Source organism: Paenibacillus sp. ALE2 (assembly GCF_054113385.1).
On record NZ_CM134213.1, the window covers coordinates 3,867,003 to 3,892,910 of the forward strand.

Annotated in this window: 23 protein-coding genes and 2 pseudogenes; 18 read left to right on the forward strand and 7 right to left on the reverse strand. The window is 43.3% G+C overall.

Annotated elements, in window-relative coordinates; all coding sequences use genetic code 11:
• Positions 1-105: 105 nt before the first annotated feature.
• Together ACXHJ1_RS16785 and ACXHJ1_RS16790 are read left to right on the forward strand one after the other, a co-directional pair.
• Positions 106-1,146: an NAD(P)-dependent alcohol dehydrogenase gene (locus ACXHJ1_RS16785; protein ID WP_457904939.1), complete on the forward strand. Its 1,041-nt coding sequence runs from the start codon at positions 106-108 to the stop codon at positions 1,144-1,146.
• Between the two features lie 795 nt (positions 1,147-1,941).
• Positions 1,942-3,210, forward strand: a complete 1,269-nt coding sequence (locus tag ACXHJ1_RS16790) for a DNA polymerase IV (RefSeq protein WP_107733373.1) — start codon at positions 1,942-1,944, stop codon at positions 3,208-3,210.
• Between the two features lie 202 nt (positions 3,211-3,412).
• Here the strand turns inward: ACXHJ1_RS16790 and ACXHJ1_RS16795 are convergent.
• A pseudogene (locus ACXHJ1_RS16795) lies at positions 3,413-3,869 on the reverse strand (Y-family DNA polymerase); the annotation flags it as partial.
• Between the two features lie 192 nt (positions 3,870-4,061).
• Here ACXHJ1_RS16795 and ACXHJ1_RS16800 point away from each other — a divergent pair.
• Positions 4,062-6,587 (forward strand): transglycosylase domain-containing protein, encoded by a 2,526-nt coding sequence (locus ACXHJ1_RS16800; protein ID WP_045244433.1) that lies wholly within the window; start codon positions 4,062-4,064, stop codon positions 6,585-6,587.
• A 480-nt stretch (positions 6,588-7,067) separates the two neighbouring features.
• Here the strand turns inward: ACXHJ1_RS16800 and ACXHJ1_RS16805 are convergent, their stop codons facing one another.
• Positions 7,068-7,481, reverse strand: coding sequence for a hypothetical protein (locus tag ACXHJ1_RS16805; protein ID WP_025365180.1), 414 nt, complete (start codon positions 7,479-7,481; stop codon positions 7,068-7,070).
• 303 nt (positions 7,482-7,784) lie between these two features.
• On the opposite strand from ACXHJ1_RS16805, the gene ACXHJ1_RS16810 reads away from it, so the two are divergent.
• Together ACXHJ1_RS16810 and ACXHJ1_RS16815 are read left to right on the forward strand one after the other, a co-directional pair.
• Entirely contained in the window at positions 7,785-8,711 is a 927-nt protein-coding gene (locus tag ACXHJ1_RS16810; RefSeq protein ID WP_016822329.1) for a DMT family transporter, read from the forward strand.
• A gap of 420 nt (positions 8,712-9,131) precedes the next feature.
• The gene (locus tag ACXHJ1_RS16815) at positions 9,132-9,836 is read left to right on the forward strand and encodes a YitT family protein (protein WP_457904940.1); all 705 of its coding nucleotides are present in this window, start codon (positions 9,132-9,134) and stop codon (positions 9,834-9,836) included.
• Between the two features lie 188 nt (positions 9,837-10,024).
• Here ACXHJ1_RS16815 and ACXHJ1_RS16820 read toward each other — a convergent pair whose 3' ends face one another.
• Positions 10,025-10,216: a DUF2188 domain-containing protein gene (locus tag ACXHJ1_RS16820; protein ID WP_090890085.1), complete on the reverse strand. Its 192-nt coding sequence runs from the start codon at positions 10,214-10,216 to the stop codon at positions 10,025-10,027.
• A 152-nt stretch (positions 10,217-10,368) separates the two neighbouring features.
• Here ACXHJ1_RS16820 and ACXHJ1_RS16825 point away from each other — a divergent pair, with 152 nt between their 5' ends.
• Positions 10,369-11,172, forward strand: a complete 804-nt coding sequence (locus tag ACXHJ1_RS16825) for a lipid II flippase Amj family protein (protein WP_017427474.1) — start codon at positions 10,369-10,371, stop codon at positions 11,170-11,172.
• 93 nt (positions 11,173-11,265) lie between these two features.
• Here the strand turns inward: ACXHJ1_RS16825 and msrA are convergent, their stop codons facing one another.
• Together msrA and ACXHJ1_RS16835 are read right to left on the reverse strand one after the other, a co-directional pair.
• The gene (gene msrA / locus ACXHJ1_RS16830; RefSeq protein ID WP_016822326.1) at positions 11,266-12,237 is read right to left on the reverse strand and encodes a peptide-methionine (S)-S-oxide reductase MsrA; all 972 of its coding nucleotides are present in this window, start codon (positions 12,235-12,237) and stop codon (positions 11,266-11,268) included.
• 181 nt (positions 12,238-12,418) lie between these two features.
• Positions 12,419-13,036 (reverse strand): TVP38/TMEM64 family protein, encoded by a 618-nt coding sequence (locus ACXHJ1_RS16835; RefSeq protein WP_025365177.1) that lies wholly within the window; start codon positions 13,034-13,036, stop codon positions 12,419-12,421.
• 351 nt (positions 13,037-13,387) lie between these two features.
• Between ACXHJ1_RS16835 and ACXHJ1_RS16840 the strand changes: the two genes are divergently transcribed.
• The 5 genes from ACXHJ1_RS16840 to ACXHJ1_RS16860 all read left to right on the forward strand — a co-directional run bounded on the left by ACXHJ1_RS16840 (position 13,388) and on the right by ACXHJ1_RS16860 (position 17,742).
• The gene (locus ACXHJ1_RS16840; protein ID WP_025365176.1) at positions 13,388-14,077 is read left to right on the forward strand and encodes a TerC family protein; all 690 of its coding nucleotides are present in this window, start codon (positions 13,388-13,390) and stop codon (positions 14,075-14,077) included.
• A gap of 163 nt (positions 14,078-14,240) precedes the next feature.
• Positions 14,241-15,185: a Gfo/Idh/MocA family protein gene (locus ACXHJ1_RS16845; protein WP_457904941.1), complete on the forward strand. Its 945-nt coding sequence runs from the start codon at positions 14,241-14,243 to the stop codon at positions 15,183-15,185.
• A 57-nt stretch (positions 15,186-15,242) separates the two neighbouring features.
• A complete protein-coding gene (locus ACXHJ1_RS16850; RefSeq protein WP_016822322.1) occupies positions 15,243-15,560 on the forward strand; it encodes a hypothetical protein in 318 nt (105 codons plus the stop codon).
• 95 nt (positions 15,561-15,655) lie between these two features.
• Complete coding sequence (locus tag ACXHJ1_RS16855) at positions 15,656-15,934, forward strand: hypothetical protein (RefSeq protein WP_019687924.1); 279 nt, start codon at positions 15,656-15,658, stop codon at positions 15,932-15,934.
• Between the two features lie 323 nt (positions 15,935-16,257).
• Positions 16,258-17,742, forward strand: a complete 1,485-nt coding sequence (locus ACXHJ1_RS16860) for an alpha-N-arabinofuranosidase (RefSeq protein WP_457904942.1) — start codon at positions 16,258-16,260, stop codon at positions 17,740-17,742.
• Between the two features lie 78 nt (positions 17,743-17,820).
• Here ACXHJ1_RS16860 and ACXHJ1_RS16865 read toward each other — a convergent pair whose 3' ends face one another.
• Positions 17,821-18,639 (reverse strand): AraC family transcriptional regulator, encoded by an 819-nt coding sequence (locus tag ACXHJ1_RS16865; RefSeq protein ID WP_013371816.1) that lies wholly within the window; start codon positions 18,637-18,639, stop codon positions 17,821-17,823.
• A 139-nt stretch (positions 18,640-18,778) separates the two neighbouring features.
• On the opposite strand from ACXHJ1_RS16865, the gene ACXHJ1_RS16870 reads away from it, so the two are divergent.
• The 7 genes and pseudogenes from ACXHJ1_RS16870 to ACXHJ1_RS16900 all read left to right on the forward strand — a co-directional run bounded on the left by ACXHJ1_RS16870 (position 18,779) and on the right by ACXHJ1_RS16900 (position 24,813).
• Positions 18,779-19,093, forward strand: coding sequence for a hypothetical protein (locus ACXHJ1_RS16870; RefSeq protein ID WP_457904943.1), 315 nt, complete (start codon positions 18,779-18,781; stop codon positions 19,091-19,093).
• 33 nt (positions 19,094-19,126) lie between these two features.
• Positions 19,127-19,894: a sugar phosphate isomerase/epimerase family protein gene (locus ACXHJ1_RS16875; RefSeq protein WP_031461700.1), complete on the forward strand. Its 768-nt coding sequence runs from the start codon at positions 19,127-19,129 to the stop codon at positions 19,892-19,894.
• Positions 19,887-20,969, forward strand: a complete 1,083-nt coding sequence (locus tag ACXHJ1_RS16880; protein WP_016822317.1) for a Gfo/Idh/MocA family protein — start codon at positions 19,887-19,889, stop codon at positions 20,967-20,969. The genes ACXHJ1_RS16875 and ACXHJ1_RS16880 overlap by 8 nt, the downstream gene beginning before the upstream one ends.
• A gap of 77 nt (positions 20,970-21,046) precedes the next feature.
• On the forward strand, positions 21,047-22,015 hold the full coding sequence (locus ACXHJ1_RS16885; RefSeq protein ID WP_016822316.1) for a sugar phosphate isomerase/epimerase family protein: 969 nt from the start codon (positions 21,047-21,049) through the stop codon (positions 22,013-22,015).
• Positions 22,016-22,034: 19 nt separating this feature from the next.
• Positions 22,035-22,766 (forward strand): ThuA domain-containing protein, encoded by a 732-nt coding sequence (locus ACXHJ1_RS16890; RefSeq protein ID WP_031461699.1) that lies wholly within the window; start codon positions 22,035-22,037, stop codon positions 22,764-22,766.
• Positions 22,767-23,009: 243 nt separating this feature from the next.
• Positions 23,010-23,354, forward strand: a complete 345-nt coding sequence (locus ACXHJ1_RS16895; protein ID WP_013371810.1) for a winged helix-turn-helix transcriptional regulator — start codon at positions 23,010-23,012, stop codon at positions 23,352-23,354.
• Positions 23,355-24,059: 705 nt separating this feature from the next.
• Positions 24,060-24,813 (forward strand): annotated as a pseudogene (locus ACXHJ1_RS16900) (DODA-type extradiol aromatic ring-opening family dioxygenase).
• A 142-nt stretch (positions 24,814-24,955) separates the two neighbouring features.
• Here the strand turns inward: ACXHJ1_RS16900 and ACXHJ1_RS16905 are convergent.
• Positions 24,956-25,672: a Crp/Fnr family transcriptional regulator gene (locus tag ACXHJ1_RS16905; protein ID WP_014599995.1), complete on the reverse strand. Its 717-nt coding sequence runs from the start codon at positions 25,670-25,672 to the stop codon at positions 24,956-24,958.
• Positions 25,673-25,908: the final 236 nt, after the last annotated feature.

The window sequence follows — 25,908 nt, forward strand, 5'->3', positions numbered from 1 at the left end:
AGTGTATGAAGGGGGATGAGATAGGGATACGAATACAATTCAAATACAACAATTTAGCTGATATCTGAAATATATAATATGAAAAATGAAAGGGGTATAACAAGTATGTGTAAAGTTCATGCATTGAGTGTTCCCAGTGCGAATGCGCCATTTGAACGGACGATGATTGAACGGAGGGAATTGCGCCCAGATGATGTTCTAATCGATATTAAGTATAGTGGTGTATGCCACACCGATGTTCATATGGTCCATAATGATGGAGGTTACTCTCAATTCCCAATGGTTCCCGGTCATGAAATGACAGGAATTGTAGAAGCGGTTGGAACGGAAGTAACTAAGTTTGTAGTGGGTAACCAGGTTGGAGTAGGGCCTCTCGTGAACTCTTGTGGAGAGTGCGAGAATTGCCTACGTGGTGAGAATATGTTCTGTAAAAAGGGCATGGTCATGATGTATAATTCCGTAGACTACGATGGAAATATTACTTACGGTAGTTACAGTCAAAAAATTGTAGTGAAGCAAAATTACGTACTTCAGATCCCAGATAGTTTGGGCTTAGATGTTGCCAGTCCACTACTCTGTGCAGGAGCTACGGCTTACTATCCTTTGAAACATTGGGGAGTAGGTCCAGGCAAAAAAGTCGCTATCGTCGGTATTGGAGGTATCGGCCACCTAGCTATCAAATATGCCCATGCATTAGGAGCTGAAGTTACGGCCTTGAGTCAGACAATGGATAAGAAAAGCGATGCGCTAAGTTTTGGCGCCGATCATTACTATGCAACGAACGATCCTGACACATTCTCGACGCTAGCTAGTCAATTTGATGTGATTTTCAACACGACCTCTGCAAGTCTTAATTTAGATGCTTACGTATCCATGCTTAATATAAATGGTACGTTTGTTATCATTGGCGATTCCGGTAAGCCGAACCAATTTAATACGCTCAGTTTGCTTATGGGTCGTCGCAGAATTGCAGCAACGCCTGGAGGCGATCTTCTTGAAACCCAAGAAATGCTTGATTTCTCCGCAGAGCATGGTATTGTCCCTGAAATTGAGGTAATTCACACCAATCAAATCAACGAAGCTTTTGAGCGACTTATCCGAAATGATGTACGATATCGATTTGTTATTGATACATCTACCTTTTAAGTCGTATTTTCGAGGATAACTCAATAGACACAAACATCATCAAAAGCACTTATCTGAAAGACAGGACTTACAATAGAGCGGACGAAGTGCTGCTCGTCCGCTTTTCTAATTTATAAATACGCTAGTAAATTAGCTCATAAGAATTTAAAAAGAGAAGAAGTGAATTTGCATTGATATCATTGGTCATAGTTGGAGCAGATCCCGGATTGGACTTTTCACTGGCTAAGACGTTTGGTAAACACGGATTTCGCTATGATTTCAAGAACATAAGAGAAACTAGACCAGTATACTGAGCAATTAACTAAATTGAGGCTCAAGGTTTTGCTGCGGATATTACTAACAAAGCACAGCTTACTAGAGCTTTTCAAGAAATTAAAAGTACATTGGGAACTATAAATGTCATGGAATTCAGTCCATACAGCGGAAATGTACCTACGACATCGTTGAAGAAAGCCTTTTTATAATTGAATTCAAATGTGTATACCAAGTTTCCGCTTTTTCAAGACAAGATAAAATGTTATACATTGGTTCTTTATTTTTGTTGACATTTAAAAGATGAAGCCCAGCCAACCAGAATTCCGTTCCGATCCTCATCCCCCACGAGCACATTAAGCTTTCTTGGCCTTTATGATCACAGAAATAATGTGATGATCCACGCTCGTACCAGATACCCAATCTTTGATGATTAATTTACATAATCCTATAAATTACCTGAATACAGAACTAATGTTTGGCATTATAATAAATAAGAATACATGTTCGTACGTATATGATCGTTTTTTTGGAGGGTGCAGCATGACTAAAACAACTGAGCGGACAATTCTTTTGGCGGATTGCCAGAGTTTTTATGCGAGTGTAGAAAAAGCTTCCTACCCAGAGTATAAAAATAAACCGCTTGCGGTAGCAGGCGATCCTGCACGCAGGTCTGGAATTATTTTAGCAGCATGTCCTATGGCCAAAAGTTTCGGGGTGTCTACAGCAGAACGGCTCGGTGAAGCCCTCAAGAAGTGTCCTGAGCTTGTGATCGTCCGTCCCCGTATGAAACACTATATCGATGTCTCTTTAGCAATTACGGATATATACAAGGAATACACCGACCTGGTAGAGGTGTTTAGTATCGATGAGCAGTTTCTGGACATTTCGGGTAGTTTTAAAATTTTTGGAGATTCTTTAACCGTTGCAAGAGAAATCCAAAAGAAGGTTCTTTTACAAACCGGGGTTTGGGTACGAATAGGAATCAGTTCCAATAAGGTTCTTGCCAAAAGCGCAACCGATATTTGGGCTAAAAAAATTAAAAGCGGTATATTCACGTTGCCCAGGACAGAATTAAAGCAGCTGCTCTGGCCACAGCCAGTTAATAAAATGTTTGGGGTAGGTTCGCGGATGTCGTCCCATTTTGAGCGGCTTGGTATGACAACCATTGGTGATATTGCTAGAACGTCTCTACCAGACCTTAAGTCTAAATTTCGCGCTCGTTTTGGAAAACAGTCGGATATACAGGCGGAGGTCATGTGGAAAACAGCCAATGGTCTAGATGAGAGTCCTGTAGCTCCGTATACCTTCAGTTCTCCACAAAAGTCGATAAGTCATATGATGACCCTACCCCAAGATTATTTGGAACCAAATGAAGTAGAGACCATCCTGCTTGAACTCTCGGAAGAAGTTTGTCGAGACAGTCGTCGTAAGGGGTGCATGGGCTCTGTCGTGACCGTTAGTTGTACATGTAGCCCATATGAGGCTCCCACCGGATTTTCCAGGCAAATGAAGCTTACAGATCCGACTAACAATACGAATAAAGTGTACAACGCAGCAAAAAAAATATTTTATAATTTTTGGAACGGTATGCCGATACGACGCTTAGGTGTCACTTTAAGTGGGTTGGTTGACGACCAAACTTATCAACTTTCCTTCTTTGAGGATCATGAGCGTATCCGCTCCTTGGAAGAAGCAACAGATAAAATTAAAGAACGCTATGGTAGCGCAGCTATCGTAAGAGCGTCCTCTTTGACCCAAGCTGGTCAGGCACTGGAGAGATCCCTAAAAATCGGGGGGCATTATAAATAAATTGAAGGGATATACTGATGTAATTTAGAATTACTAGAGCAAGGTCAGATCCCACTACATATTGGTCTGAAGGGTTCTTGGGAACAGGTAAAACTAAAAAACTGTTAATCTTTGAATTAAAGTCTAGAAAATTATTGCTGGACTTTGTTAATACTACAATGCTATTTGGTATTTTAGCTGTGTTTTATACTTTTCCTTCGGTTCGAATCCATACTCCTGTTTGTGCCAGCACTTTCCGCTGAATTTCACTTGCAATACTCAACGGATCTCCGAACAGGGAGAGACTTCCGCTCATATCCAGAAATTGTCATCAATGCTGAAAACCTCAACCAAATCCGTATACTCATTATAGATTTCTGTTATTTTTAATGAGACATCGATATAATGCTGCATGCGCAGGCGTACAATGATAAGGTCAGGACATTTTTTACAGCTTCCCCCAGACGTTCTGCAGTGGATATACCATGTTTTTTGGCCAGTGGACACGTGGCTAAAATAATGTCTGAACGAAGTGCAGGGCCACCGGCCACAACGAGCGACTTATGTTGGTATGCGGGATTATCCGCTTTTTCGACGCTGGTGTAAAAGCTTTGGCAGTCCGCTAGAAATATGGTTCTACTTCCACGCTCCTTCACAATGTTGACCTCCTTTCCTGGCATGTGATTAATCATATTCCAGAATATTCTTGAACATATACCCTTATAGTAGTATTATATATAGAACAAGTGTTCTTAATACAAATGTATTTTTTGGAACATTACAGTTTACGGGAAACCTAGCATGGCGTATCATATTATCTTGAACAAAAACAAGTGGAAATGAATGAATATTGAGGGGAGAAAACCATTTTTATGAACCCAAAACGTCGACCATCATCTCAAAAACGCAGTAGGTGGCGCATTTTTGGCAGAGTTTTGCTGATTAATATCAAGTGGTTCTCGCTTGCGGGTGTACTTGGAGTGCTGTTTGCCGGAGGTCTTATTTCCGGTTATGTGGCGGCACTGGTTCATGATGAACCTGTACGATCACGTCAATTGATATATGAAAAGGTAAATGAGAATGCTCTGACCAGTTTTGTATTTTTTAATGATCAGGTAACTCCGGTTGGAAGAATGCGCATGGAAGAGGACCGACAGCTCGTTGACCTGAAGGATGTCCCTCAGTCCATTGTGGATGCCCTCATTTCAACAGAAGATAGCCAATTTTATGAGCACCATGGTGTAGATTTAAAGGGGACGGCTCGTGCTGTCAAACAGAAACTTTTGAATGAAAACCGCCAAACTGGCGGCAGTACACTGACGCAGCAGGTAGCTCGAAGAGTTTTCCTCAGTCTGGATAAAACGGACAGCCGAAAGGTGAAGGAAATGCTGCTGGCACTACGTATGGAGCGTTTTATGGGCAAAGACAAAATATTAACGGCTTACTTAAATAAAATGCCTTTTGGTAATGGTTCCGCTGGTTACAATTTGTATGGAATCAAGTCTGCTTCGTTAGGAATTTTTAATGTAAGTGATCTACATAAGCTTCATATTGCTCAAGCGGCTTATTTGGCAGGTCTTCCACAGCTGCCATCTGTTTATTCCGCTTTTGATGGTAAAGGGAATTTTGATGAAGAAGGTTTCAACAAAGCGATGGAGCGCCAACGTGTTGTGTTGGGAAGAATGCTGGAAACAGGCAAGCTCACACTGTCCGAATATAATGATGCGCTTCAATTTGATGTGAGAGCGACTCTTGCACCCCATCGCGAAAAAAGCTATAACACATTCCCTTATTTGATGCTGGAAACAGAGCGGGAGGCCGCACAGCTGTTAGCACTCCAGCAAAATCCGAATCTCACAGCAGCCGAGATTTCTAAGCCTGAGCATGCTGAACTTCTTCAAAATACGCGAGAAGAGTTGCAACGGTCCGGCTATCGAATTTATACAACGATAAATAAAAAAATTTATAGCAATATGCGACAGATTGCAGCTAATCCACAAAATTTTTCTCCATACAGTAAGAAGAAGGGACTAGAACAGATTGCGGCAATCATGATTGATCATAAAACAGGGGCTATCCTCGGTATGATCGAGGGCCGGGATTTTAATACCGAGCAAATGAACTATGCAACTCAAATGACACGTCAGCCCGGTTCTGCCATGAAGCCTATTGCTGCTTACTTACCTGCTTTGGAGAAGGGCTACACTCAGCCCGCCGGTCTTATTGATGATTCACAAATCATATTGAAAGACGGACGAAAGGGTTATCATATTCCTAAAAATTATAACAGAAGGTATGAGGGGCTTATGACAGCCCGTGAAGCACTCAATCGGTCAATTAACATCCCTGCACTGAGGCTGTTTTTATATGAAGTTAAAATTCCAAACGCTTGGAATTTTGTGCGTTCTCTTGGAATTACGACGATTCAGCCGCAGGATGAACATGCTCAAACAGGAGTTCTAGGTGGACTTAGTAAGGGGGTATCTGTCGAGGAACTGACCGCAGCATACGGAACAATTCCCAATATGGGCGTGTATAATGCCCCTCACTTGATCAGTAAAATTACAGATGCCAACGGTAAGATTGTATATGAATTTAAACCACAGACGAAACGTGTATATTCGCAGCAAACCGCATTTTTGATGACGGATATGCTCAGAACCGTTATATCAGACCCAAGAGGAACTGGCAAACGTCTGCAAAAAGCTTTTAAGAGCTACGGTACCATTGATATTGCGGGTAAAACGGGTACGACACAGAACTTTGGTGATGTGTGGTTTATGGGATACACACCTGACGTTACGCTAGGCGTATGGGCTGGTTATCGTCAACAGGTTAATACATTATCTCAAGAAGGTCACACCAGAGCACAGTCGGTGTGGGCGTTGATCATGAATGAGGCGGTCAAGGACCAGCCTGAGCTTTTTAAGAATAAGCATTTTATACAGCCGGAAGGCGTTGTGAAAGTTACGGTATCTAGTCTTACAGGTAAGCTGCCAGGGCGCTATTCCCGCCAATCAGGTCACCTCGTGACTGACTGGTTTAACCAAAAGTACGTGCCGACCGAAGTCGGAAGAGAACAGCTTCCACGTTCTGCTAGACCAGTAGTTCCGTCCAAACCAGATATCAAGAAAGAAGATGTCCCTGAGATCAAGGTACCAGCAACAGATCAAGAGGAGGTTCCACCAGAGGAAACAGTTCCTTCTGTTCCTGACACAGACGCAGAGATCGAACCGCCTGATGAGAATAACGATGTGCCATCAACAGATACTTCGCAACCTTCTATTGAAAACGTGCCGGAGACACCTTCTGAATCAGAGAACCAGAGTGGTGCTCCAAAAACTCAGCCTGATGAGGTTATCGATCCTGAACCAACGACTGATCAATCCAACAACTAAGCAACATGGACGATCTAGTTTAGAACACCGTTTCCAACAATATTGACAGTGACCTGCGGATGAAAACGGACACGGGGATACTCCTTATTCCAACGCTATTCCATTACAATGGCTACCTTGAATGGGAAGTTGGATAGTCAGGCTCCGGTACATCTGTCGGACAGAATTCTCGGTGCCTGAATAAACTTCATTGGTACTTTACCTTCATTGGTTTGAGATTCATCTACAACTTCTAGTGTTTGCTGGAGTAGGCCCTTAGGAGTAAGATCATAAATCGATGCATTTGCCAATCTGGCATCCTTTAAGCTGTCCTGATCCCAGCAGCCTGTTGTAATTATGAGTAGAGCCAGCATTTTATGCGGCTCTGCTCTTTTTTCATATTTTAGATTCCTCCTTTTTGAAAATACGAGCCAAATTATTTGCATGTAACCAATGGGCTTTAAAATTTTCTCTTTGTTCAGGCAAGTAGGCAAGGCGAAATTATAAGGGGTCATAGTCTTGGGTCAGATCAATTCCCAGGTAGTATCCGAGTTTACGCCGAACCTCACTGCGGGCAAAGGATGAAAGCATGAAAAATCGTCTTTGGTAACCGCGGCATACATACAAAACCTCTACGCCTTCATGATTTCGGATTTCGCTGTATATTTTCACTCCCTGTCTTTTCATTCGTGCTTTTGTGTCTGCTAATTGAACAGTTACGCGCTGTTGTACTCCAGTCAGGCTACGAATATACAAATCGGGCATTTTTAGAGGAGAGATATTCATAATACGAATGTCTCGCTCCAGCACATCCAGTACAAGTGTTAGAAGTACACACATTTTGATCAGTCCTGCGTCTTCTTCAGAAGGCAGAGGAGCTTTATGCTTGTTAGCAAGTACCTTTTTGTTTGTCATAAATATCTCCTTTACGCGGAGTGAAAGTACAATATATAATAAGTATATAGAACATACGTTCTGGATATACCTCATCATAGGGATTTTTCTGTTGCCAAAGCAATCATCAATTATTGGAAAAGTGTCAGGAAGTCCTAATTCCATGTGCCATTGTGGTAAAGATTCTTTCGTATATGACCGATGACAGTCAAACAAAATTTGTGTTAAGCTAATGGATAAAAAACTTACATAGAAGGGATAGCGTTCTGATAGCGGTCGTTTTCTACTTTTAACTTAAGAAAGTCGAGAAAGAAGGTTTACATATTGTCACGTTCGTTATATGTAGCTTTATTATTGTTGAGCCTTATTTGGGGCGGTTCTTTTATGTTTATTAAGGTGTTATTGCTACATCAAGTAGGACCGTGGACCATTGTATTTCTGCGATCCAGTTTTGGTCTTATTTTTATCATCTTATTAATGCTTCTTATACGCAAGCCGTTTAAAATCAAAAGCATTCCGTGGAAATCGGTTATTCTGGTAGCATGTGTCAACATGGTTTTACCATGGACATTGATTGGTTTTAGTGAGACCAGAATAGCTAGCAGCATGGCTTCTGTATTGAATGCCACCACGCCAATATGGACTATGTTGGTGGGTCTTGTCTTCTTCGGAGCTATATTTCATCGCCTGCAGTGGTTAGGAATGGGGCTCGCTTTTATAGGAATTATTATTTTATTGGGTATTAATCCTGCCTCTATTATTTCTGTTGATCCGGTAGGTTTTGGATGTATGCTGCTTGCGACTCTCTGCTACGGATTTGGAACACAGCTCTCCAAACGTTTTCTTTCCAATCTTTCCATGTATCAGGCGACCTTTGCGACACTGTTTGGTGCGGCAGCAGGGGGTGGTATTATGATGGTAATTGTAGAGAGACCAGATTTGTCGATCGTTTCTGTTCCAGGAGTATTAGGTTCCCTAATAGGACTAGGAGTTTTGGGTTCAGGGGTAGCATATATCTTGTTCAACTATATGATTTTGCGGGGGAGTGCGGAATTCGCTTCTTCGGTAACGTATTTTGTACCCGTGAGTGCCATCGTATGGGGCTTTTTACTTCTGAATGAGCATATCGGCTGGAACGTGCTGACCGGTCTGGTTCTTATACTCGGGGGCGTATTTATGGCCAATCAGCGCAGAACAGCCAAACTAAGGGTAATAACTCCAAGTGAAAATAAAACACACTCAGGTCATTGAATGTGTACTCGCCAAACCTTTGGTATAATGCGTCAACTCGCACATACAATAAAGCATGCTCACACATAAAATAAAATATGGTGCAGCAAAAAAGCAAGCTGTTTAGCAGGTGACAAGGTGTGGTATAATAAATTATAGAATTATATGCACCACAGAAATGTCGGAGTTTTATTCCACAAAAGAAAGGATCAGGATACCATGTGTCCCCGAAGGATACTTCCCCAAAGGACGATTTGGAAACGATTTGATCTGTCTTATACTTAGCTTTTCCGCGGAGTAACGTCAAGTTGCGAAAGCCAACTCTGCGGAAGAGGGGATTGTACATGCGAAGGACCAAGTCCTCCAGGCACATCTTACCAGGTTGCTTCCGTAAGAGTGGGTTCATCCACATCAAACTTACGAGAAACCGAGGGAGCCTGTATGAGGAAAACTTACGAATCTATCGTGAACAATGGAGCACTGAGACAGATTGCTGTCATGTTGCTCGGAACATGCATTTTAGCTTTTACGTACTATCACATTAACGCCCAGAATCATTTGTCAGAGGGCGGATTTGCAGGCTTAGCTCTGCTGGGGCATTATGCGTTTGGCATATCTCCAGCATGGAGTATGCTGATGCTTGATGTTCCTGTCATATTGCTGGCATGGGTACTGAAGGGCAAAAGATTTATGATGCTATCATTAATCGGAGCCGTCGCCTTTTCACTGTTTTATGCAGGATTTGAGAAATACTCGACTCTGGTTATAGACCTGCATGGAAATCTGCTAATAGCAGCTCTACTTTGTGGGGTGCTCACAGGTTTAGGAGCCGGAATCGTACTGCGATTCGGTGGAGCAACCGGGGGCGATGATATTTTGTCTCTGCTGGTGAGCGAGTGGCGCGGATGGAAAATCGGCAACGTGTTTATTGTCAGTGACATCATCGTGCTAGGATTATCGCTGTTGTATCTGCCTGTAAAGGAAACAATGTTTACAATACTGGCTGTGTGGCTTGCCGGAAAAATAATTACATGGACGACCACGTTCCAATTGCACCGACCTGTGAAAAAGGTACTGCCAGCGGCTATTCCCGCTAAAAAGGTAGTTACCAAAACAGTGCCGGTCGTCCACAGCCTTCGTCAATAAGGAAAGGGTGTTACGTCAGGAGAGAAATCTTCTTACGTAACACCCTTTCGCTGTATTCAGCTTCATCTCCCTCTTCTTTGATCGCTCGGCAATTCACGTTCAGCAACACATGAAGGACTCTTTAGAATTAGAAAAAGCAAAATTTTGGTCATACCCATTGTAACTTGAATGCTGTTTTTGTATTTTTTCTACTGCTTCTTATTTTCTTCTACAGGATGATTATCGTTCCATTCCTCAGCTTGAGCAGTGGCAATCGCAATAGCACGCCCTTCTTCATAGCCCTCGCGGAGTAGAGCGTTAGCGATATCAACGGCTTTTTCTCGCACCCGGGGTTCCAGATTTTTCATGGATGGCGGGTAATCATGTTTGTTCCAAGGCATTGTTGCACACTCCTTTTTAGCAGGTGTTGTACTATGTATTACCCGTTGTTGGCTTAGACAAACAAAAATTAAAGTAATGAATGTATTGTAAAATATATCTTGAGAAAAGGCGTATAATGGTGTGCAGAATACCAGAAAAAGGAGTGGAACATTTGCTTGCCTGGGGTTTCGTTTTTTTACTAACCATCATCATTCATACTACCGATAGTTTGTCTTATGCTCTTCGGCTTGGTGGTTTGCGAGCACGTCGGATTGGATTGGCCTTAACCGTGGCCGGAATGCTGCTGTTGGTTTCACGCACCTCCAATATGGCGCAGGGGCCTTTACTTGGAGGGATGGTCGATCAGGCTAAAGAGTCAGCACAATTGGGCGGAACGGATACGAGACTGGAACTGTATATGCACGGGGTACTGCTGGCCGCCACCGTTGGAACTATGTTTGCTATATTACTGTATCCAACAGTGGTGCGCATGTCAGCCAGATGGATTGTGCATTTGGAGCATACTGGATCTATTCCAGCTTTAATACGTCATTTAATGAGTCGAAATCGCTGGAAGCATGCAGGCTACTACATAAAGCGCCCTAGCTGGTCCATGCTTACCTCCCTGATCAGTGGAGTGATCCCCAAGCGTCTAATTATTTTAAATATTGCCGTTACCGCAATTTATACAACTGGAGTGGTATCTGCCTTGTATGCGTCATTTCTATGGCCCGCCCAAGGTACGGCAATGTCAATGTCGTCAGGCTTAATCAATGGCGTCGCAACGGTATTGTTGACCTTGTTAATTGATCCAAGATTGGCGGTGTTGTCAGAAAAAACGCTACGAGGGGAGCTACCCCTAATTCGGATGAATAGTGTGTACGGTTGGATGATCATCTCGCGTTTGGCAGGAACTTTATTAGCTCAGCTATTGCTGGTACCGCTAGCCATTTGGCTTGGGTGGGTGATGAGCTAGATCGTAAAGATGTGCTGCCATATCCAAAAAAGGCTGACCCGTGACCATCTAATAAAGATGATTCCGGGTCAGCCTTAATGATTTTACGGCTGCTTACTTTTCAAATAATGACTTATATGCTCCATATCCTTCACGCTCCAAGTCTTCCTGAGGCACAAAGCGGAGCGCGGCAGAATTGATACAATAACGCAAACCCTCTGGACCTGGACCATCATCGAATACGTGCCCTAAATGGGAGTCTGCTTCGCGACTTCGCACCTCGGTACGAATCATGAAATGGCTGAGATCGGTCTTTTCTTTGACATTGTAACTGCGCAACGGACGGGTAAAGCTAGGCCAGCCGCAACCCGCATCATATTTGTCCAGTGAACTAAACAAAGGCTCTCCTGATACGATATCCACGTAAATGCCTTCAGCTTCATGATCCCAAAACTCATTTTGAAATGGGCGCTCGGTCGCGTTTTTTTGTGTTACTTCGTATTGAATAGGCGTCAGCCGATCTTTGAGCCCGGACTTATCAATCTTGGCAGCCCAATTTTGCTCAATAAAATCTTCACGTCCCGACCCTTTGCGGTAGCGTTTGTAGTGAGCGGGGTTTTTCTTATGATAGTCCTGATGATATTCTTCTGCTTCATAAAAAGTTGCGGCAGGCAGAATAGATGTTGCAATGGGCTTGTCAAAACGGCCACTTTGAGCGAGAGCTTCTTTGGAAGCCTCTGCCTTGATGCGTTGTTCATCATTATGATAGAAAATAGCCGTTTGGTAGGATGAACCTCTATCGTGAAATTGTCCACCTTCATCCGTTGGATCAATCTGTTGCCAAAATAACTCCAACAGTTTTTCATACGGGAACACTTGGGGGTCGAATGTAATCTGCACGGCTTCCACATGTCCCGTTGTTTCAGAGCATACCTCTTCATAGGTAGGATTTTCGGTATGTCCCCCTGTATATCCAGATCTAACCTTCAAAATACCGGGCATTTCCTCAAAAGGGGAGACCATGCACCAGAAGCAGCCGCCCGCAAAAGTTGCCTTTTCTACCGTGTTTGGATTGTTGGTGCTCATATTTTATCACTCCAATCTGAGAATGTTTAATTAGTTGTTATTTAAATAGCTTACAATTAAATTATATACGGGATTTTTGCAAAATCCAACGAAACATCAGAAAGTACTCAGCTGCGTAGCTGTAGTGTGTCCCAAAAAAAGCAATCAAACATTCTACAGAACCGGTACAAACTCATTGCTATCATGTTTTGTTGGCGCGCCTAACTCTTTTTCGGTAAAGTACAAATCCGCCACCTACCAGTGCAGTATATAGCAGTAAAATAAACAAACCCGTGATTGGATGTTCCGCAAAGGTACCGCCTGCATAAGCATACACTGCAATTGCTGGAAGCTTGCCGATCGCTGTGCCTAGCATAAAGCTCCAGAAAGGAAACCCTGCTACTCCGGCATATACATTTACAGCTGCCTGAGGAATGACTGGAATCAGGCGAGCCAGTAGCACAGCAGTAAAAGGCTCTTTCTCCATGACCTGATTGAAGCGCTCCAGTGCAGGAACACGCTCCAAATAAGCACGTCCTTTGTCACGAAACAGGGTACGTACGGCACTGTATACGACCAACGCAGCGAAAGTAGTGCCAAGCCAGCAAATCAGAGCACCTTGCCAGGCGCCTGCTGCATAAGCAATGGAAGCGATAATCAGCTTGTAAGGGATAAACGGAATTAACGCGAATAAAAATGCGAGCAGCAGCAGAACCGGAAAGGAGGTTTGCTTGTCTGCCCATGCGAGCCAATCATATCTGTAGATAAACGCGATGCAGAGCAGCGAAACATAAGCCGCGGGGAGTAACCATTTTTTCATTTACATACCTCTTTCAATATCCCTGTTCGGCTTATTGCTTATACAGAAAAAAATAGGGTTCACATTCCCAAAAATGTATGCTATACTGCCACTAACAGAATAGTTCCCAAAGGGGAGTAGCTCAGCGAGTAAAGTCGTCATTACGGGATTCTTAATCCCCGGCTTTATTGGCAACGTAATGTTGTAAGCGAGACCTTTGCCAGGATTTTAGGAATCCGGGTAAATGGTCTTTTTTTGATGCCAAAATGGGGTCAAGCGCCGTTTCCGGATTCTGCGAAATGGCGCTTTTTTAGTATAAAGCGCTGAACTATGTACAGTATAACAAATAAATAAAGAAGGTGGGAGAAACGTATGGATTTTTTGTCAATTGAGTTTTTAACCGCATTATTGTCCATCATTATCATTGATCTGGTACTAGCTGGTGATAATGCGATCGTAATCGGCTTGGCGGCGCGGAATGTTGATAAGGCCAATCAAAAGAAGGTCATTATCTGGGGAACGGTCGGAGCAGTCATCATTCGTGTGATTGCTACCGTGCTGGTCACATACTTACTGCAAATATATGGATTGCGTTTGGTTGGGGGTCTCGCCCTTATCTATATCGCCTATAAGTTGTTGGTCGAAGAGAAAAAACATGAAATTTCAGCTACAAATCAGATGTGGGCAGCGATTCGCACCATTATTATTGCGGATACAATGATGGGACTCGATAATGTGCTTGCTGTTGCGGGAGCCGCTCATGGGGATATGCTACTTGTTATTCTCGGTCTGGCAATCTCCGTTCCGATCATGGTATGGGGAAGCACGATTATTCTGAAACTGACAGAACGTTACCCGGTAGTGATTACAATTGGAGCCGCAGTATTAGCGTATACCGCTGCTAAAATGGTGGTGGCTGAGCCATTAATTGCACATTGGTTCGCAAATGGAGTCGTTAAATATGGTTTCGAAGCCTTGGTTGTAGTTTTGGTTGTAGCCATTGGGATGCGTGTTAAAAAAATAAAAAGTGAGAAAACAAAAAAGGAAGCATTGCACGCATAAGCTAACTTATATTGAAGTAATCTGGCTGAAGCTGGATACTCAAGTCTTAGAGGCTGTTCCGTCAGGTCCATCTGGATCGGGAGTAGCCTCTTTTCTTTGCTTGTCAGCGGACTTCCATGTAAACTAGACAACAGATGAAATGAGTGATTAGAGGTGGAACGATATGGACAAGCAAATCAAGACAAGAGTAGCGATTGCAGGATTGGGTGGTATCGCTCGTAAAGTGTACCTGCCGTTACTGTCTGCACACCAAGGCGTAGACATCGTAGGTGTCATGAACCGTTCACAGGAGCCGGTTAGTTCTACTATGGAGCAGTATAGACTACCTAGAGGAACGACGGATGTGAAGGAAATGCTGGCATGGGAGCCGGAAGCTGTATTTATACATGCGGCCACCGAAGCACATTTTGACCTAGTCATGGCGTGTATTGAAAAAGGGATAGCGGTGTACGTGGATAAACCATTGTCCTATGATGTTCGTCAGAATCTGGAAATGACTGCTTTCGCGGAGGCACAGGCTGTACTGCTGGCGGTAGGTTTTAATCGGCGTTTTGCTCCGCACTATGTGGCTGCAAAAGCTTGGCTAGAGGAAGTGGGTGGTTTCAGTCAATGTGCGGCGATTAAACACCGAACTGGATATGATCGTAGACCGGCGGCACAGACGGTTTATGATGATTTAATTCACATGCTTGACTTGCTATTATGGCTGGGTGGCGATGATTATGAGCAACTGCATAGTAGTCTGAATACAACGAGTGAAGGTTACATGGACGCTGCATTTGGGACTTTGCGTTTGGGGGATGCTGCCGGTACATACAGTATGAGCAGACAGGCAGGGGCTGACATAGAGAAGCTGGAGCTTCACGGGGCAGGACGGTCTGTTGAGGTAACGAATATGGAACAGGCTGTTTTCATGCAAAAAAATAATTTATCACAAACTCAAACTTTTGGAAGTTGGGATACAATATTAGAAAGACGGGGATTTACCGGGGTGGTGAATCATTTTCTGGAGCATATTCATCGTCCGGAGAAGTGTGCGATACAAGCTGGAAAAGTCCTGGAAAGCCATATGCTGGCAGAAGAACTGATTAGTCGTTTGCGTAATTAATAAGGAACCATGACGATCGAGACATCAAGAGTTATAGGTTGAAGGAGAAATGTATCAATGGAAGACAACCGCGGAAAACAGTTAGAAGAAGCCATCATTGAAAATTATAAGCAAGAAGAAGATATGATGATCCTTGTGTTTGCTCAATGGTGCATTAATAACGGCTTGGAGCCAGAGGAATTATATCGTGTAGCGTATCCACAGCAGGATAGCAACGAGCGTCTGCTACGAATACGCAAACTGACTGTATCGCGCGAAGAAGCAGGTGATATTCCGCTGGATACGGTATTAGGTGTGCTGTCCATGTTCGGAAATGAGGACTTGGCGATGGTCGTATCCGAGGCGGCTGCCCAGCTCCCGTCGGAACGAAAATAAGTCCAGCTAAAATAAAACATCTGGCAAAATCATCATAACATCGTGTAAATAAACTATTTACTGAGGATATTGTTGATCGGGAGGGTAAGCTGACGATGGAAGATATACCTGTGCCAAGCACTTGTAAAGGCTGTGAAAGAGATATCGCTTTATCGGAAGAGCAAATTACCAGAATACTAAACAATATGAGACCCAAAATGGAATGTGTAAACGATGAAGTGTACGAAGCCAGACTGTTGGCCTGCGCACAATGCAATGAGTTAATGTCGGGGCATACATGTGGCAGTAGCGGAAGTATTGTTCGTATACGTGCCCTGGCAGCAGCTCAAAATTGTCCCAGCTACCATGGTTCACGTTGGCAAGGATCAGCTTGAAAAATGTAAAGCCCAGACTCAGTTAAACCTGAGATTACAGGCTAAAGTAGTCATCCCCTGGTCTGCCTTAATGGCGGACCTTTTTAGTTTGCTTGGACTTTGTTGTTAGCAATTGACAAATTGTAGACAATAAAATATATTAAACACGTAAAATGTTTTTATTTAATTATTAATATTTATATTAATTAACAGGTTTTTAGGCATGACAACGTGTAACATTAGAGTCCAAAAAGTAACGGTAGTGAGAGTGTAATTTATACCGTTATGAAAGCGTAATCATTATGTGGTATTCCAACAATCTTAATGTTTTGGGAGGGTTTGTTGTGAAGGGTTCTGTTATTGTAAATACCGATTGGGAACAGGGCATAATTAATAAAAATATTTATGGGCAATTTGCTGAGCATCTTGGACGATGCATTTATGAAGGCTTATGGGTGGGACAGGACTCTCCAATCCCTCACACTGACGGAATTCGAAATGATGTGGTAGAAGCGCTGAAACAGCTGAACATTCCTGTGCTGCGCTGGCCTGGGGGCTGTTTTGCGGATGAATATCATTGGAAAGATGGGATTGGACCGAAAGAAAACCGCAAAAGAATGGTAAATACGCACTGGGGCGGTGTGGTTGAAAATAACCATTTTGGTACACATGAGTTTTTCCAGCTGTGTGAGCTATTGAATGCAGAGCCGTATATTTGTGGGAATGTAGGCAGTGGTACAGTGCAGGAAATGTCGGAGTGGGTAGAGTACATGACCTTTGACGGGGAGTCCCCTATGGCTGCATGGCGTCAGGAAAACGGTCGTGAAAAACCTTGGAAGCTCAAATATTTTGGAGTAGGTAACGAAAACTGGGGCTGTGGCGGTAACATGCGCCCTGAATATTATGCCGACTTGTATCGCCGCTATCAGACATATGTCCGTAACTATGGAGAGAATCGCATTTATCGAATAGCTGGTGGGGCGAATGTGGATGATTACCGTTGGACCGAAGTGCTGATGCGCGAAGCCGGGCATCTGATGGACGGTTTGAGTCTACACAACTACACAATTCCGGGGAGTTGGGAAGGGAAACGACACGCAGTTGGTTTTGATGAAGCAGAATGGTTTGAGACGATGAAAAAATCATTGCATATGGATGAACTGATTACTCGTCACTCTGCCATTATGGACCAATATGATCCTGACAAACGGGTCGGGCTGATCGTCGATGAATGGGGAACTTGGTTCCTGACCGAGCCGGGTACCAATCCTGGCTTCCTTTATCAGCAAAATACGATGCGGGATGCGCTGGTAGCCGGACTACACCTGCACATATTCCATAATCATCATGATCGTGTGCAAATGACCAACATTGCTCAAATGGTCAACGTTTTGCAAGCGATGGTTTTGACAGAAGGCCCTGCTATGCTGTTGACCCCGACATACCATGTATTTGAAATGTTCAAAGTGCATCAGGATGCACAAGCACTGGCTATTCATGCGAAGGTAGGCAACTATGAGTATGATGGAGATTCCATCCCACAAGTAAGTGTGTCCGCCTCTAAGGCACAAGATGGCTTTATTCATATAAGCTTATGCAACGTCCATCCAGGTGAATCGACAAATTTGAGCCTTGAGCTAAGAGGACTCGAAGAGGTTAAGGAGATCATTGGTGTTGTCTTAGCCAGTGACGATATGCAGGCACATAATACATTTGATCAGCCAGAGCGTGTGAAAAAGGAAGCTTTTACATCTTATCAACTGCAAGATCAGCATTTGGATGTTACGCTGCCGCCGATGTCGGTAGTGATGCTGACAATTGCTCCGTAAAAACAGATTGTGGTATGTGAGTAGTATCGGTATATTGTTATAAAAAAAGAGAGCGTTCCCCTGAACGCTCTCTTTTTCCTACAATTGCTCGCGGTGAATCAACCTGAATTCCTTGGGCGACATACCAAAGCGGGAACGAAATACACGATGAAAGTATGTGTAGTTAGCAAATCCTGACGATTCGGCGGCTTGTTCCAGTGACATGGGACTGAAAATGATACGCTCCCTTGCCATGTTGAGCCTGATGTCCAGTGTGTACTGCATAATGCTCGTATCGAACGTTTCTTTAAAAAGGTGTACCGCTCGTGATACGCTGATTCCAACATGTGAAGAGACATCATCCAGCTTAAAATTAGATGATGCATTTTCTTCAATATAATTTTTTATCTGATAAGCAAGATAGTTATGATGAGTAGCAATGGGTTGCTCGGATAGTATACGGTCAAACTCCAAACATAAAATGCGTATGTAATAGCTTGATATTTCCGGGTAAGGATTAGAAATACGTCGCTGCTCCAACACGAGCTGACGAAATAGACCAAGCAGGGCTTCTGTGAGTTGAACCTTAATTCGGTTGGGACGTTTGTGATGATTCCACCACTCATCTACCCACGGACCACCGAAAAAAATGTGATAATCCCCACTTTCAACAACCTGTTCTCCCATGGGATTCAACTCACTGTGAATATCCAGTTCATAAGGCTCGGTTGGATTGAACAGCAGCAGATCACCTGCCTCAATCCGTGTCATTTTCCCGTCAATGCGTGCTTGACAGCGTCCATCTGTTTGCAGACGGAATAAATAATTTTTGATTCCATCAGGCTGGTTCGAATAAAAGGGCTTACGGTGGAAGGAATAGCCTGCGGTAAGAACCTGGCAAGGCTCAATGATAGACATGATGATGACTCCTTTGGGCATATGGATGTTTCAAATATTGACCAGATTGTTCATGTTTTAATCATATTATTCATTTTAAACGAAAGCAAAATAGAATACCATGTGAACTGTAAAGCTTACATGTTAGATGAGAAAGTACATGTTAGAGGCCAAGGAGTGTGAAGACGTAAAACGAATCAAGGCCGGGATTATCAGCTGTGGTAACACTAGCTTGGTATATCTTAAAATTCTCCAAACCAACCCGCCCTTTGAAGTAGTGACCTTTGGTGATCTATTGAATGGAAGGGCCAAGGAGAGGGTCGATAAATTGAGTGTTGAAAACGTATACAAAGTGGATGGATCGATGCTTCGGCCTGAGATGGAGCTTGCATTTTATCTGCCGGTACCTGGCTGCCAGGCACTGCAGATGTGCGATACCAGAGGCGGGCAAGCAGGTGTAATGGAACAGATATAACGGAAATTCATCCTGACAAAGAGGTGAAGGAGAATGACTAAAGTAGGATTGCAATTATACACAGTTAGGGAAGAGCTTGAACAGGATTTTGAAGGTACATTGCGCAAGGTAGCTGAGCTGGGCTACAAAGGGGTTGAGTTTCATAACTTTTTCGGACGTAGTGCCAAGGATGTCAGAGCGCTTTTGGATGAGCTGAATCTGGAGGTTGTCGGAACCCATATACAATACAGCCGCTTGCTGCATCATTTGGATGAGGAAATTGCATATCACAAAGAATTGGGCAATAAATACCTCATTGTTCCTTATTTAACCGAAGAAGAGCGGGAGTGGGATGACCTTTTTGTTAATCTGAATCATATTGGTGAAAAAGTAAAGGAGCATGGGTTGATACTCGCCTATCACAATCATGATTTTGAACTAACAGAGAAAATCAATGATCGCCCGGTATTCGATGCTCTATATGATGCGGTTCCCGATGATTTGTTACAGGTCGAAATGGATACTTGTTGGGTATACTATGGAGGCTATGATCCAGTGGAATACATCGGACGATATCGTGGACGCCTACCTATCATTCACTTAAAGGATATGGCACGTGACGAGCAGCAGAAAGCAATTACTGTAGAGTTAGGCAAAGGAGAAGTGCAGCTTCAGGCTATTACAGACGCCGCTATTGAAGCAGGTGTGGATTGGGTTGTCGTGGAACAGGATTTCAGCTCAAATCCTCCAATCGAAAGCATTGAAACCAGTATGAAGTGGCTCCAACAATACGCAGCTCAAGGAGGAAATATTCATGTCTAAAACACTAAAGATCGGGATTATCGGTTGTGGGGGCATTGCCAACGGCAAACACTTGCCGAGTCTTGCCAAGCAAAAGAGAGCAGAAATCATTGCTTTCTGTGACATTATACCAGAACGTGCTGAAGAGGCTGCTGAAAAGTATGGTGCAGAAGGATCGCAAGTTTATAGCGATTACCGTCAGTTGCTAGAAAATAAAGACATTGAAGTTGTACATGTATGTACCCCTAACGACTCGCACTCAGAAATTACAGTAGCGGCGCTGGAGGCAGGTAAGCATGTGCTATGTGAAAAGCCGATGGCTAAAACTGCTGAGCAGGCACGGGAAATGCTTGATGCGGCCAACCGTACAGGCAAAAAGCTGTCCATTGCTTATCAAAATCGTTATCGTGATGACAGTCTGTATCTGAAGCAATTGGTCGAGCAAGGAGAGCTTGGTGAGATTTATCTGGGTAAAGCCATTGCTCTACGCCGCCGTGCGGTTCCAACCTGGGGAGTGTTCTTGGATGAAGAGAAACAGGGGGGTGGCCCGCTTATTGATATCGGCACACACGCACTCGACCTGACACTTTGGCTGATGGATAATTACAAGCCTAAAAGCGTACTAGGTTCAACCTTCCATAAGCTGGGAGACCGAAAAAATGCAGCAAACGCTTTTGGACCGTGGAATCCTGATGAATTTAAAGTAGAGGACTCAGCTTTTGGATTCATCACCATGCAAAATGGAGCTACAATTGTATTGGAATCCAGCTGGGCATTAAATGTTGTAGAGTTTGGTGAAGCCAAGACGTTGTTATGCGGTACCGAAGGCGGAGCAGATATGCAGGATGGATTGCGCATTAACGGAGAAAAAAATAGCCGTTTGTTTGATACAAAAATAGATCTGAATGCAGGAGGAGTTGCCTTTTACTCCGGTGAAACGGAAAATGAAGCAGACCGTGAAGCCCGTCTGTGGATCGAATCTATTCTGGACGACAAAGAACTTCTTGTGAAGCCGGAGCAGGCACTGGTTGTTACTGAAATTTTGGAAGCCATCTATGAATCGGCCCGCACGGGAAAAGCAGTTTACTTTGACTAAGCCTGTAATTATCCCGAATAGACAATCACTATAATGAAAGCAGCTTTTTTCACATATGATACAGGGAGGGATTTCTTTTGAAACTTGGAGTATTTATGGTGCTGTTTGGTGGACGTTCGCTGGAGGAGGCGCTGGATTATGTGGCTTCTCAGGGATTGGATGCTGTAGAAATTGGAACAGGTGGCAACCCGGGAGATAAGCATTGCAAGCCTGATGAGCTGCTGGAGAACGATACGGCGCTCAAAAATTTTAAAAAGGCAGTAGAATCTCGCGGACTAACGATTAGCGCGCTTAGCTGTCATGGCAATCCTCTTCACCCGCAAAAGCATTTGGCACAGGCAGATCATGATGCATTTTTGAAAACAGTCCGATTGGCGGAAAAGCTGGAAGTTCCTGTTGTGAACACTTTCTCAGGCTGTCCGGGGGATCACGAGGACGCGAAGTATCCAAACTGGCCCGTAGCTCCGTGGCCTAATGATTTTCAAGAAGTATTGAAGTGGCAATGGGAAAATAAAATTATTCCTTACTGGACCGAGACAGGTAAATTTGCAGCAGATCACCATGTTAAAATAGGGCTGGAGTTACACGGGGGCTTCTCCGTGCATACACCAGCAACCTTACTTCGTTTGCGTGAAGCGGCAGGAGAGGTCATTGGTGCTAATTTGGACCCGAGCCATATGTGGTGGCAGGGAATTGATCCCGTACAGGCGGTTCAAATTTTGGGCCGAGAGGGAGCCATCCACCATTTCCATGCCAAGGATACGACGATTGATCCGATCAATGTTAATAAATACGGACTTACTGATATGCAGGAGTATACGAATATGTTAGATCGTGCATGGCAGTTCCGTACTGTGGGCTATGGTCATGATGTAAAAACCTGGGCAGATATTATCAGTGCTCTGCGTCTGGTGGGATACGATTATGTAGTGAGTATTGAGCATGAAGACGGTCTGATGTCTGTAGAAGAAGGCTTTACTAAGGCTGTCCATAATCTTCGCCAGGTCCTGATTGAAGAACCGCTTAGCGAGATGTGGTGGGTCTAACCTAATAGGGGGAACTGTGATGATTAACGTCACCATTTGGAATGAATTTCTGAACGAGAAGTTAAATGAAGAAGCCAAACGGATTTATCCTAACGGCATACACCAAGCATTGGCTGACGGCTTGGCAGATGAAGGTTTTGCCATTCGAACAGCTACTCTGCGTGATAATGCCGAGCATGGTTTGGGAGAAGAAATCCTCAATTCCACAGATGTGCTGCTGTGGTGGGGACATAAAGCCCACGATCAGGTGAGCGATGAAGTTACAGCGCGTGTCGTCAAGCGTGTGCAGGAAGGGATGGGCCTCATCGTACTGCACTCAGGCCATTTTTCTAAGCCATTTAAAGCTCTGATGGGCACCAGTTGTGATTTAAAATGGAGAGTTGCAGGAGAGCAGGAGATTATTTGGTCAGTAAATCCGTCACATCCCATTGCAGAAGGGATAGACGCCAAAATTCTCTTAGAGCAGGAAGAGATGTATGGAGAGTTCTTTGATATTCCTGCGCCGGATGAACTGGTCTTTATCAGTAACTTTGAAGGCGGCGAAGTATTTAGAACTGGATGCACCTTCCATCGAGGCAGTGGTAAAATATTTTATTTCAGACCAGGGCATGAAACCTATCCAACTTATTACCAACCTGATATTTTGAAGGTCATTGCTAACAGCATCCGTTGGGCTTCTCCGACAAGTAATAAAAAACCAATATATGGTAGGAGTGAACCAGTAAGGCCTCTTGGTGGAGTGTTGGTATAGTTACAATTATCATATTATGATAAATTCTATAAAGAACAGATTTACAGGCGGAACCTCTGGGATTCCGCCTTTTTGTATTTAACGAATTAGACATATACCTGCCGCATTGGTTTGTTGTATAATCAGTTTTGGTCATGGCAACTTTATCATCACAGGTAATTAAATTTAAGAAAGTGTTTTCTTTCGGGATAAAGTATGCTAAAATGATATATACTAACAAAAGGAAAGCTTTATCAAACCGAAATGCAAAAGAAGGTGAAAAATTTGGAGAGTCAACCGCAATTTACAAAAATGTGTCCGCGCTTTGAAACCGCCTTTTCATGTCTAGGTAAGCGCTGGAATGGATTGATTATTCAATCCATGATGAGCGGTCCCAAGCGGTTTAAGGATATTTCCAATCTGATTCCCACAATGAGTGACAAAATGTTATCAGAGCGGATGAAGGATCTGGAAAATGAAGGGATTCTTACACGCCATGTATATCCGGAAACTCCTGTCCGCATTGAATATGAGCTAACCACCAAAGGTCGTGCACTTCAGCCGGTTATGGAGCAGATTCAATTTTGGGCTGAGGAATGGATTAGATGATCACCAAACTCATTAAGTGTTTTTCATAGCAAAACAGCCTTTTCCTAGGAAAAAGGCTGTTTTTTTATTTTGTGATAGGCAGTACGGCTTAATAGCTTTTAGCACGGCCTGCTACTGAGAATACTCCGGCTGTTGTACGGCGGGGGACACGGGATTGAATATCCAGTGCGGCTGTACGAAATGTGCCTAAGCACGAGTGGCAAAGTCTTCCTGCATAAATGGGAGAACGGCAAGACTCGCAAGGATAATCAAGCTGACTGTATGTGGAGGGAAATTTGCCTGCTCTTACCCAATCTGTGAGCAAATCCATAGGTGTGCCAGTCACATCACTGAGTTGGCGGGTATGAGTAGAAGGATGCCTCCATAGATAGTTAGAACAGCGGTCAAAGAATATATTTTCTTCTTGAATACAAGTGCTACACAGGTTTCTAAGATTTTGACGGAAAATGGAACCGCATTTTGGGTAATTCGAAGTATGTATCTCCATAGAAACCAGTCCTTTGTATCGGAATATAGTAGTATTTTAAAATTTATTAGTTACATATTACTATGACTTTATACCTATATCAATCTTTATTTAAAGAAATTGCTGATCTTTGAGTATATGCTGGCATCGAGATTGACATTACTCTATTACTTATGTATTATAACTTACATAAAGTTACTATATGAATAAAATAAACTGTATACGATAAGGAGATTTTAATGATACCATCTTTATTTTTAGCCCACGGATCACCTATGCTTGCTATTGAACAGACGGACTATACTGCATTTTTAGAGCAGTTGTCCTAAGGCGATTGTTATCTTTACAGCTCACTGGGAGACACAAATGTTAACGATTAGTTCAATGGATGACATATACGATACAATTTATGATTTTGGAGGCTTTCCACCGGAACTGTACGAAGTGAAATATCCAGCACATGGTTCTGTTGAACTAGCTAATAAGTTGAAAAAGTTATATGAACAAAACGGCATCGATGTACAAACTGATCGGGTGAGGGGACTGGATCATGGTTCCTGGACATTGTTGCATCGTATGTATCCTGAGGCAGACATTCCGGTAGTTCAGATTTCCGTAAATCCGTACCTCTCGCCCAAAGCACAATTTGCCATTGGTGAAGTGCTGCGTGAGTTGGGAGAACAAGATATTCTGGTCATTGGCAGTGGCGTGACTGTCCATAATCTGCGTATTGTCAAATGGGGAGAAACGAAAACGGAACGTTGGGCAATTGATTTTGATGACTGGATTATCGAAAAAGTGCAAAGCGGAGATATAGAAGCTTTAGATCACTATGAAAGCGAAGCGCCGTATGCTCGTCAGGCTGTACCTAGAGCAGAACACTTTGTACCGTTGTTTATTGCAATGGGTAGTGGCGACCCTGCAAACAAAGCTAAGGTCATCCATAGAAGCTATGAGATGGGAAATTTAAGTTATCTATGTTTGCAGTTTTAAAGTGGGTAGGCAGAAGAAGGTCGAGTTATGTGCTTTGTTACTGTCCCGTCCGTTCTCTAAAAAATGGGGAGTGGAATAAAATTAGGGAGTGTTATAAGCTAATAATGGCTTACAGCACTCCCTTTTACATTAAAAAAATTTATTATATCCGGCAAATCTCACGTGGGCACAATTCACAATGACATACACCTTGCAGCATTTCCAAATCCTTGACAACAATCATACCATTATCGTATTCGACTGCATTTTTCTTACGCAGATCACTGAGCATCCGATTTACACTTTCCCGGGTAGCACCGATCATATTTGATAAGTCAGTATGAGTAATCTTTTTATGAATCAGAATATAGTCGCCGTGAGGCTCACCATAGGTGTTGCATAGTCGGATGAGTGTGGAACATAGAGCGCCAGGCTTGCCGTACATCATCAAATCGCGGAACTTGGTCTGGGTAATGCGGTGATGCGATCCCATCCATTTCATAAAGTCAATCGCAAAATCACAATGCTGACAAATAAGCAACTCCAAATCTGTATGATCGATTACGCCAATATCACTGTCCTCCAGAACCTCAGCAGAAAAGGAATGCTTAGTGCCGAAGAAAGGATCAGCTTGACCAACAAGATCGCCGCTTTGATACATATATAGAATAAGTTCCTTACCCTCATCCGTAGTTTTGGTCACTTTTACGCGTCCGCGCTTAATATAAAACAGCTTATCCGCTGTATCTCCTTCCCAGAACAGATGCGAACTTTCTGGCATAACTCGATCTTTCATCATCACTTGCAGCCGGTTGAAGCTGGCCTCCGAGAAGCAACAGGTGTTGCCGCGGGCTTCCATTACATTTGTAGGGTTTCTCATCGTCCATTTCCCCTTTGTATCCTATGTTATTTTATCTGCAACTTGATCAATTCAAATTCATTATATACCTGTGCAATGCGTTTTTGGGGCAAGATGAGGGGGTAAAAGTGGCAGAATTCCAAACTTTGTGATTTAATTCACTTCATAAAATAAAATTTTAAATAGATTGTGAAAAAAATCACAAAATATCTTAGAAAGCTGTGTTACGATCAGTGCGTGAACAAGAGATAGTACAC

Bases quoted from the DNA above. Each gene is read 5' to 3' on its own strand.
- ACXHJ1_RS16875 (WP_031461700.1), top strand. From the start codon at position 19,127: ATGACTAAAGTAGGATTGCAATTATACACAGTTAGGGAAGAGCTTGAA.
- ACXHJ1_RS16850 (WP_016822322.1), top strand. From the start codon at position 15,243: ATGGAAGACAACCGCGGAAAACAGTTAGAAGAAGCCATCATTGAAAAT.
- ACXHJ1_RS16840 (WP_025365176.1), top strand. From the start codon at position 13,388: ATGGATTTTTTGTCAATTGAGTTTTTAACCGCATTATTGTCCATCATT.
- ACXHJ1_RS16855 (WP_019687924.1), top strand. From the start codon at position 15,656: ATGGAAGATATACCTGTGCCAAGCACTTGTAAAGGCTGTGAAAGAGAT.
- ACXHJ1_RS16865 (WP_013371816.1), bottom strand. From the start codon at position 18,639: ATGTCTATCATTGAGCCTTGCCAGGTTCTTACCGCAGGCTATTCCTTC.
- ACXHJ1_RS16815 (WP_457904940.1), top strand. From the start codon at position 9,132: ATGAGGAAAACTTACGAATCTATCGTGAACAATGGAGCACTGAGACAG.
- ACXHJ1_RS16835 (WP_025365177.1), bottom strand. From the start codon at position 13,036: ATGAAAAAATGGTTACTCCCCGCGGCTTATGTTTCGCTGCTCTGCATC.
- ACXHJ1_RS16880 (WP_016822317.1), top strand. From the start codon at position 19,887: ATGTCTAAAACACTAAAGATCGGGATTATCGGTTGTGGGGGCATTGCC.
- msrA (WP_016822326.1), bottom strand. From the start codon at position 12,237: ATGAGCACCAACAATCCAAACACGGTAGAAAAGGCAACTTTTGCGGGC.
- ACXHJ1_RS16805 (WP_025365180.1), bottom strand. From the start codon at position 7,481: ATGACAAACAAAAAGGTACTTGCTAACAAGCATAAAGCTCCTCTGCCT.
- ACXHJ1_RS16800 (WP_045244433.1), top strand. From the start codon at position 4,062: ATGAACCCAAAACGTCGACCATCATCTCAAAAACGCAGTAGGTGGCGC.
- ACXHJ1_RS16890 (WP_031461699.1), top strand. From the start codon at position 22,035: ATGATTAACGTCACCATTTGGAATGAATTTCTGAACGAGAAGTTAAAT.
- ACXHJ1_RS16895 (WP_013371810.1), top strand. From the start codon at position 23,010: ATGCAAAAGAAGGTGAAAAATTTGGAGAGTCAACCGCAATTTACAAAA.
- ACXHJ1_RS16905 (WP_014599995.1), bottom strand. From the start codon at position 25,672: ATGAGAAACCCTACAAATGTAATGGAAGCCCGCGGCAACACCTGTTGC.
- ACXHJ1_RS16820 (WP_090890085.1), bottom strand. From the start codon at position 10,216: ATGCCTTGGAACAAACATGATTACCCGCCATCCATGAAAAATCTGGAA.
- ACXHJ1_RS16870 (WP_457904943.1), top strand. From the start codon at position 18,779: ATGTTAGAGGCCAAGGAGTGTGAAGACGTAAAACGAATCAAGGCCGGG.
- ACXHJ1_RS16790 (WP_107733373.1), top strand. From the start codon at position 1,942: ATGACTAAAACAACTGAGCGGACAATTCTTTTGGCGGATTGCCAGAGT.
- ACXHJ1_RS16845 (WP_457904941.1), top strand. From the start codon at position 14,241: ATGGACAAGCAAATCAAGACAAGAGTAGCGATTGCAGGATTGGGTGGT.
- ACXHJ1_RS16785 (WP_457904939.1), top strand. From the start codon at position 106: ATGTGTAAAGTTCATGCATTGAGTGTTCCCAGTGCGAATGCGCCATTT.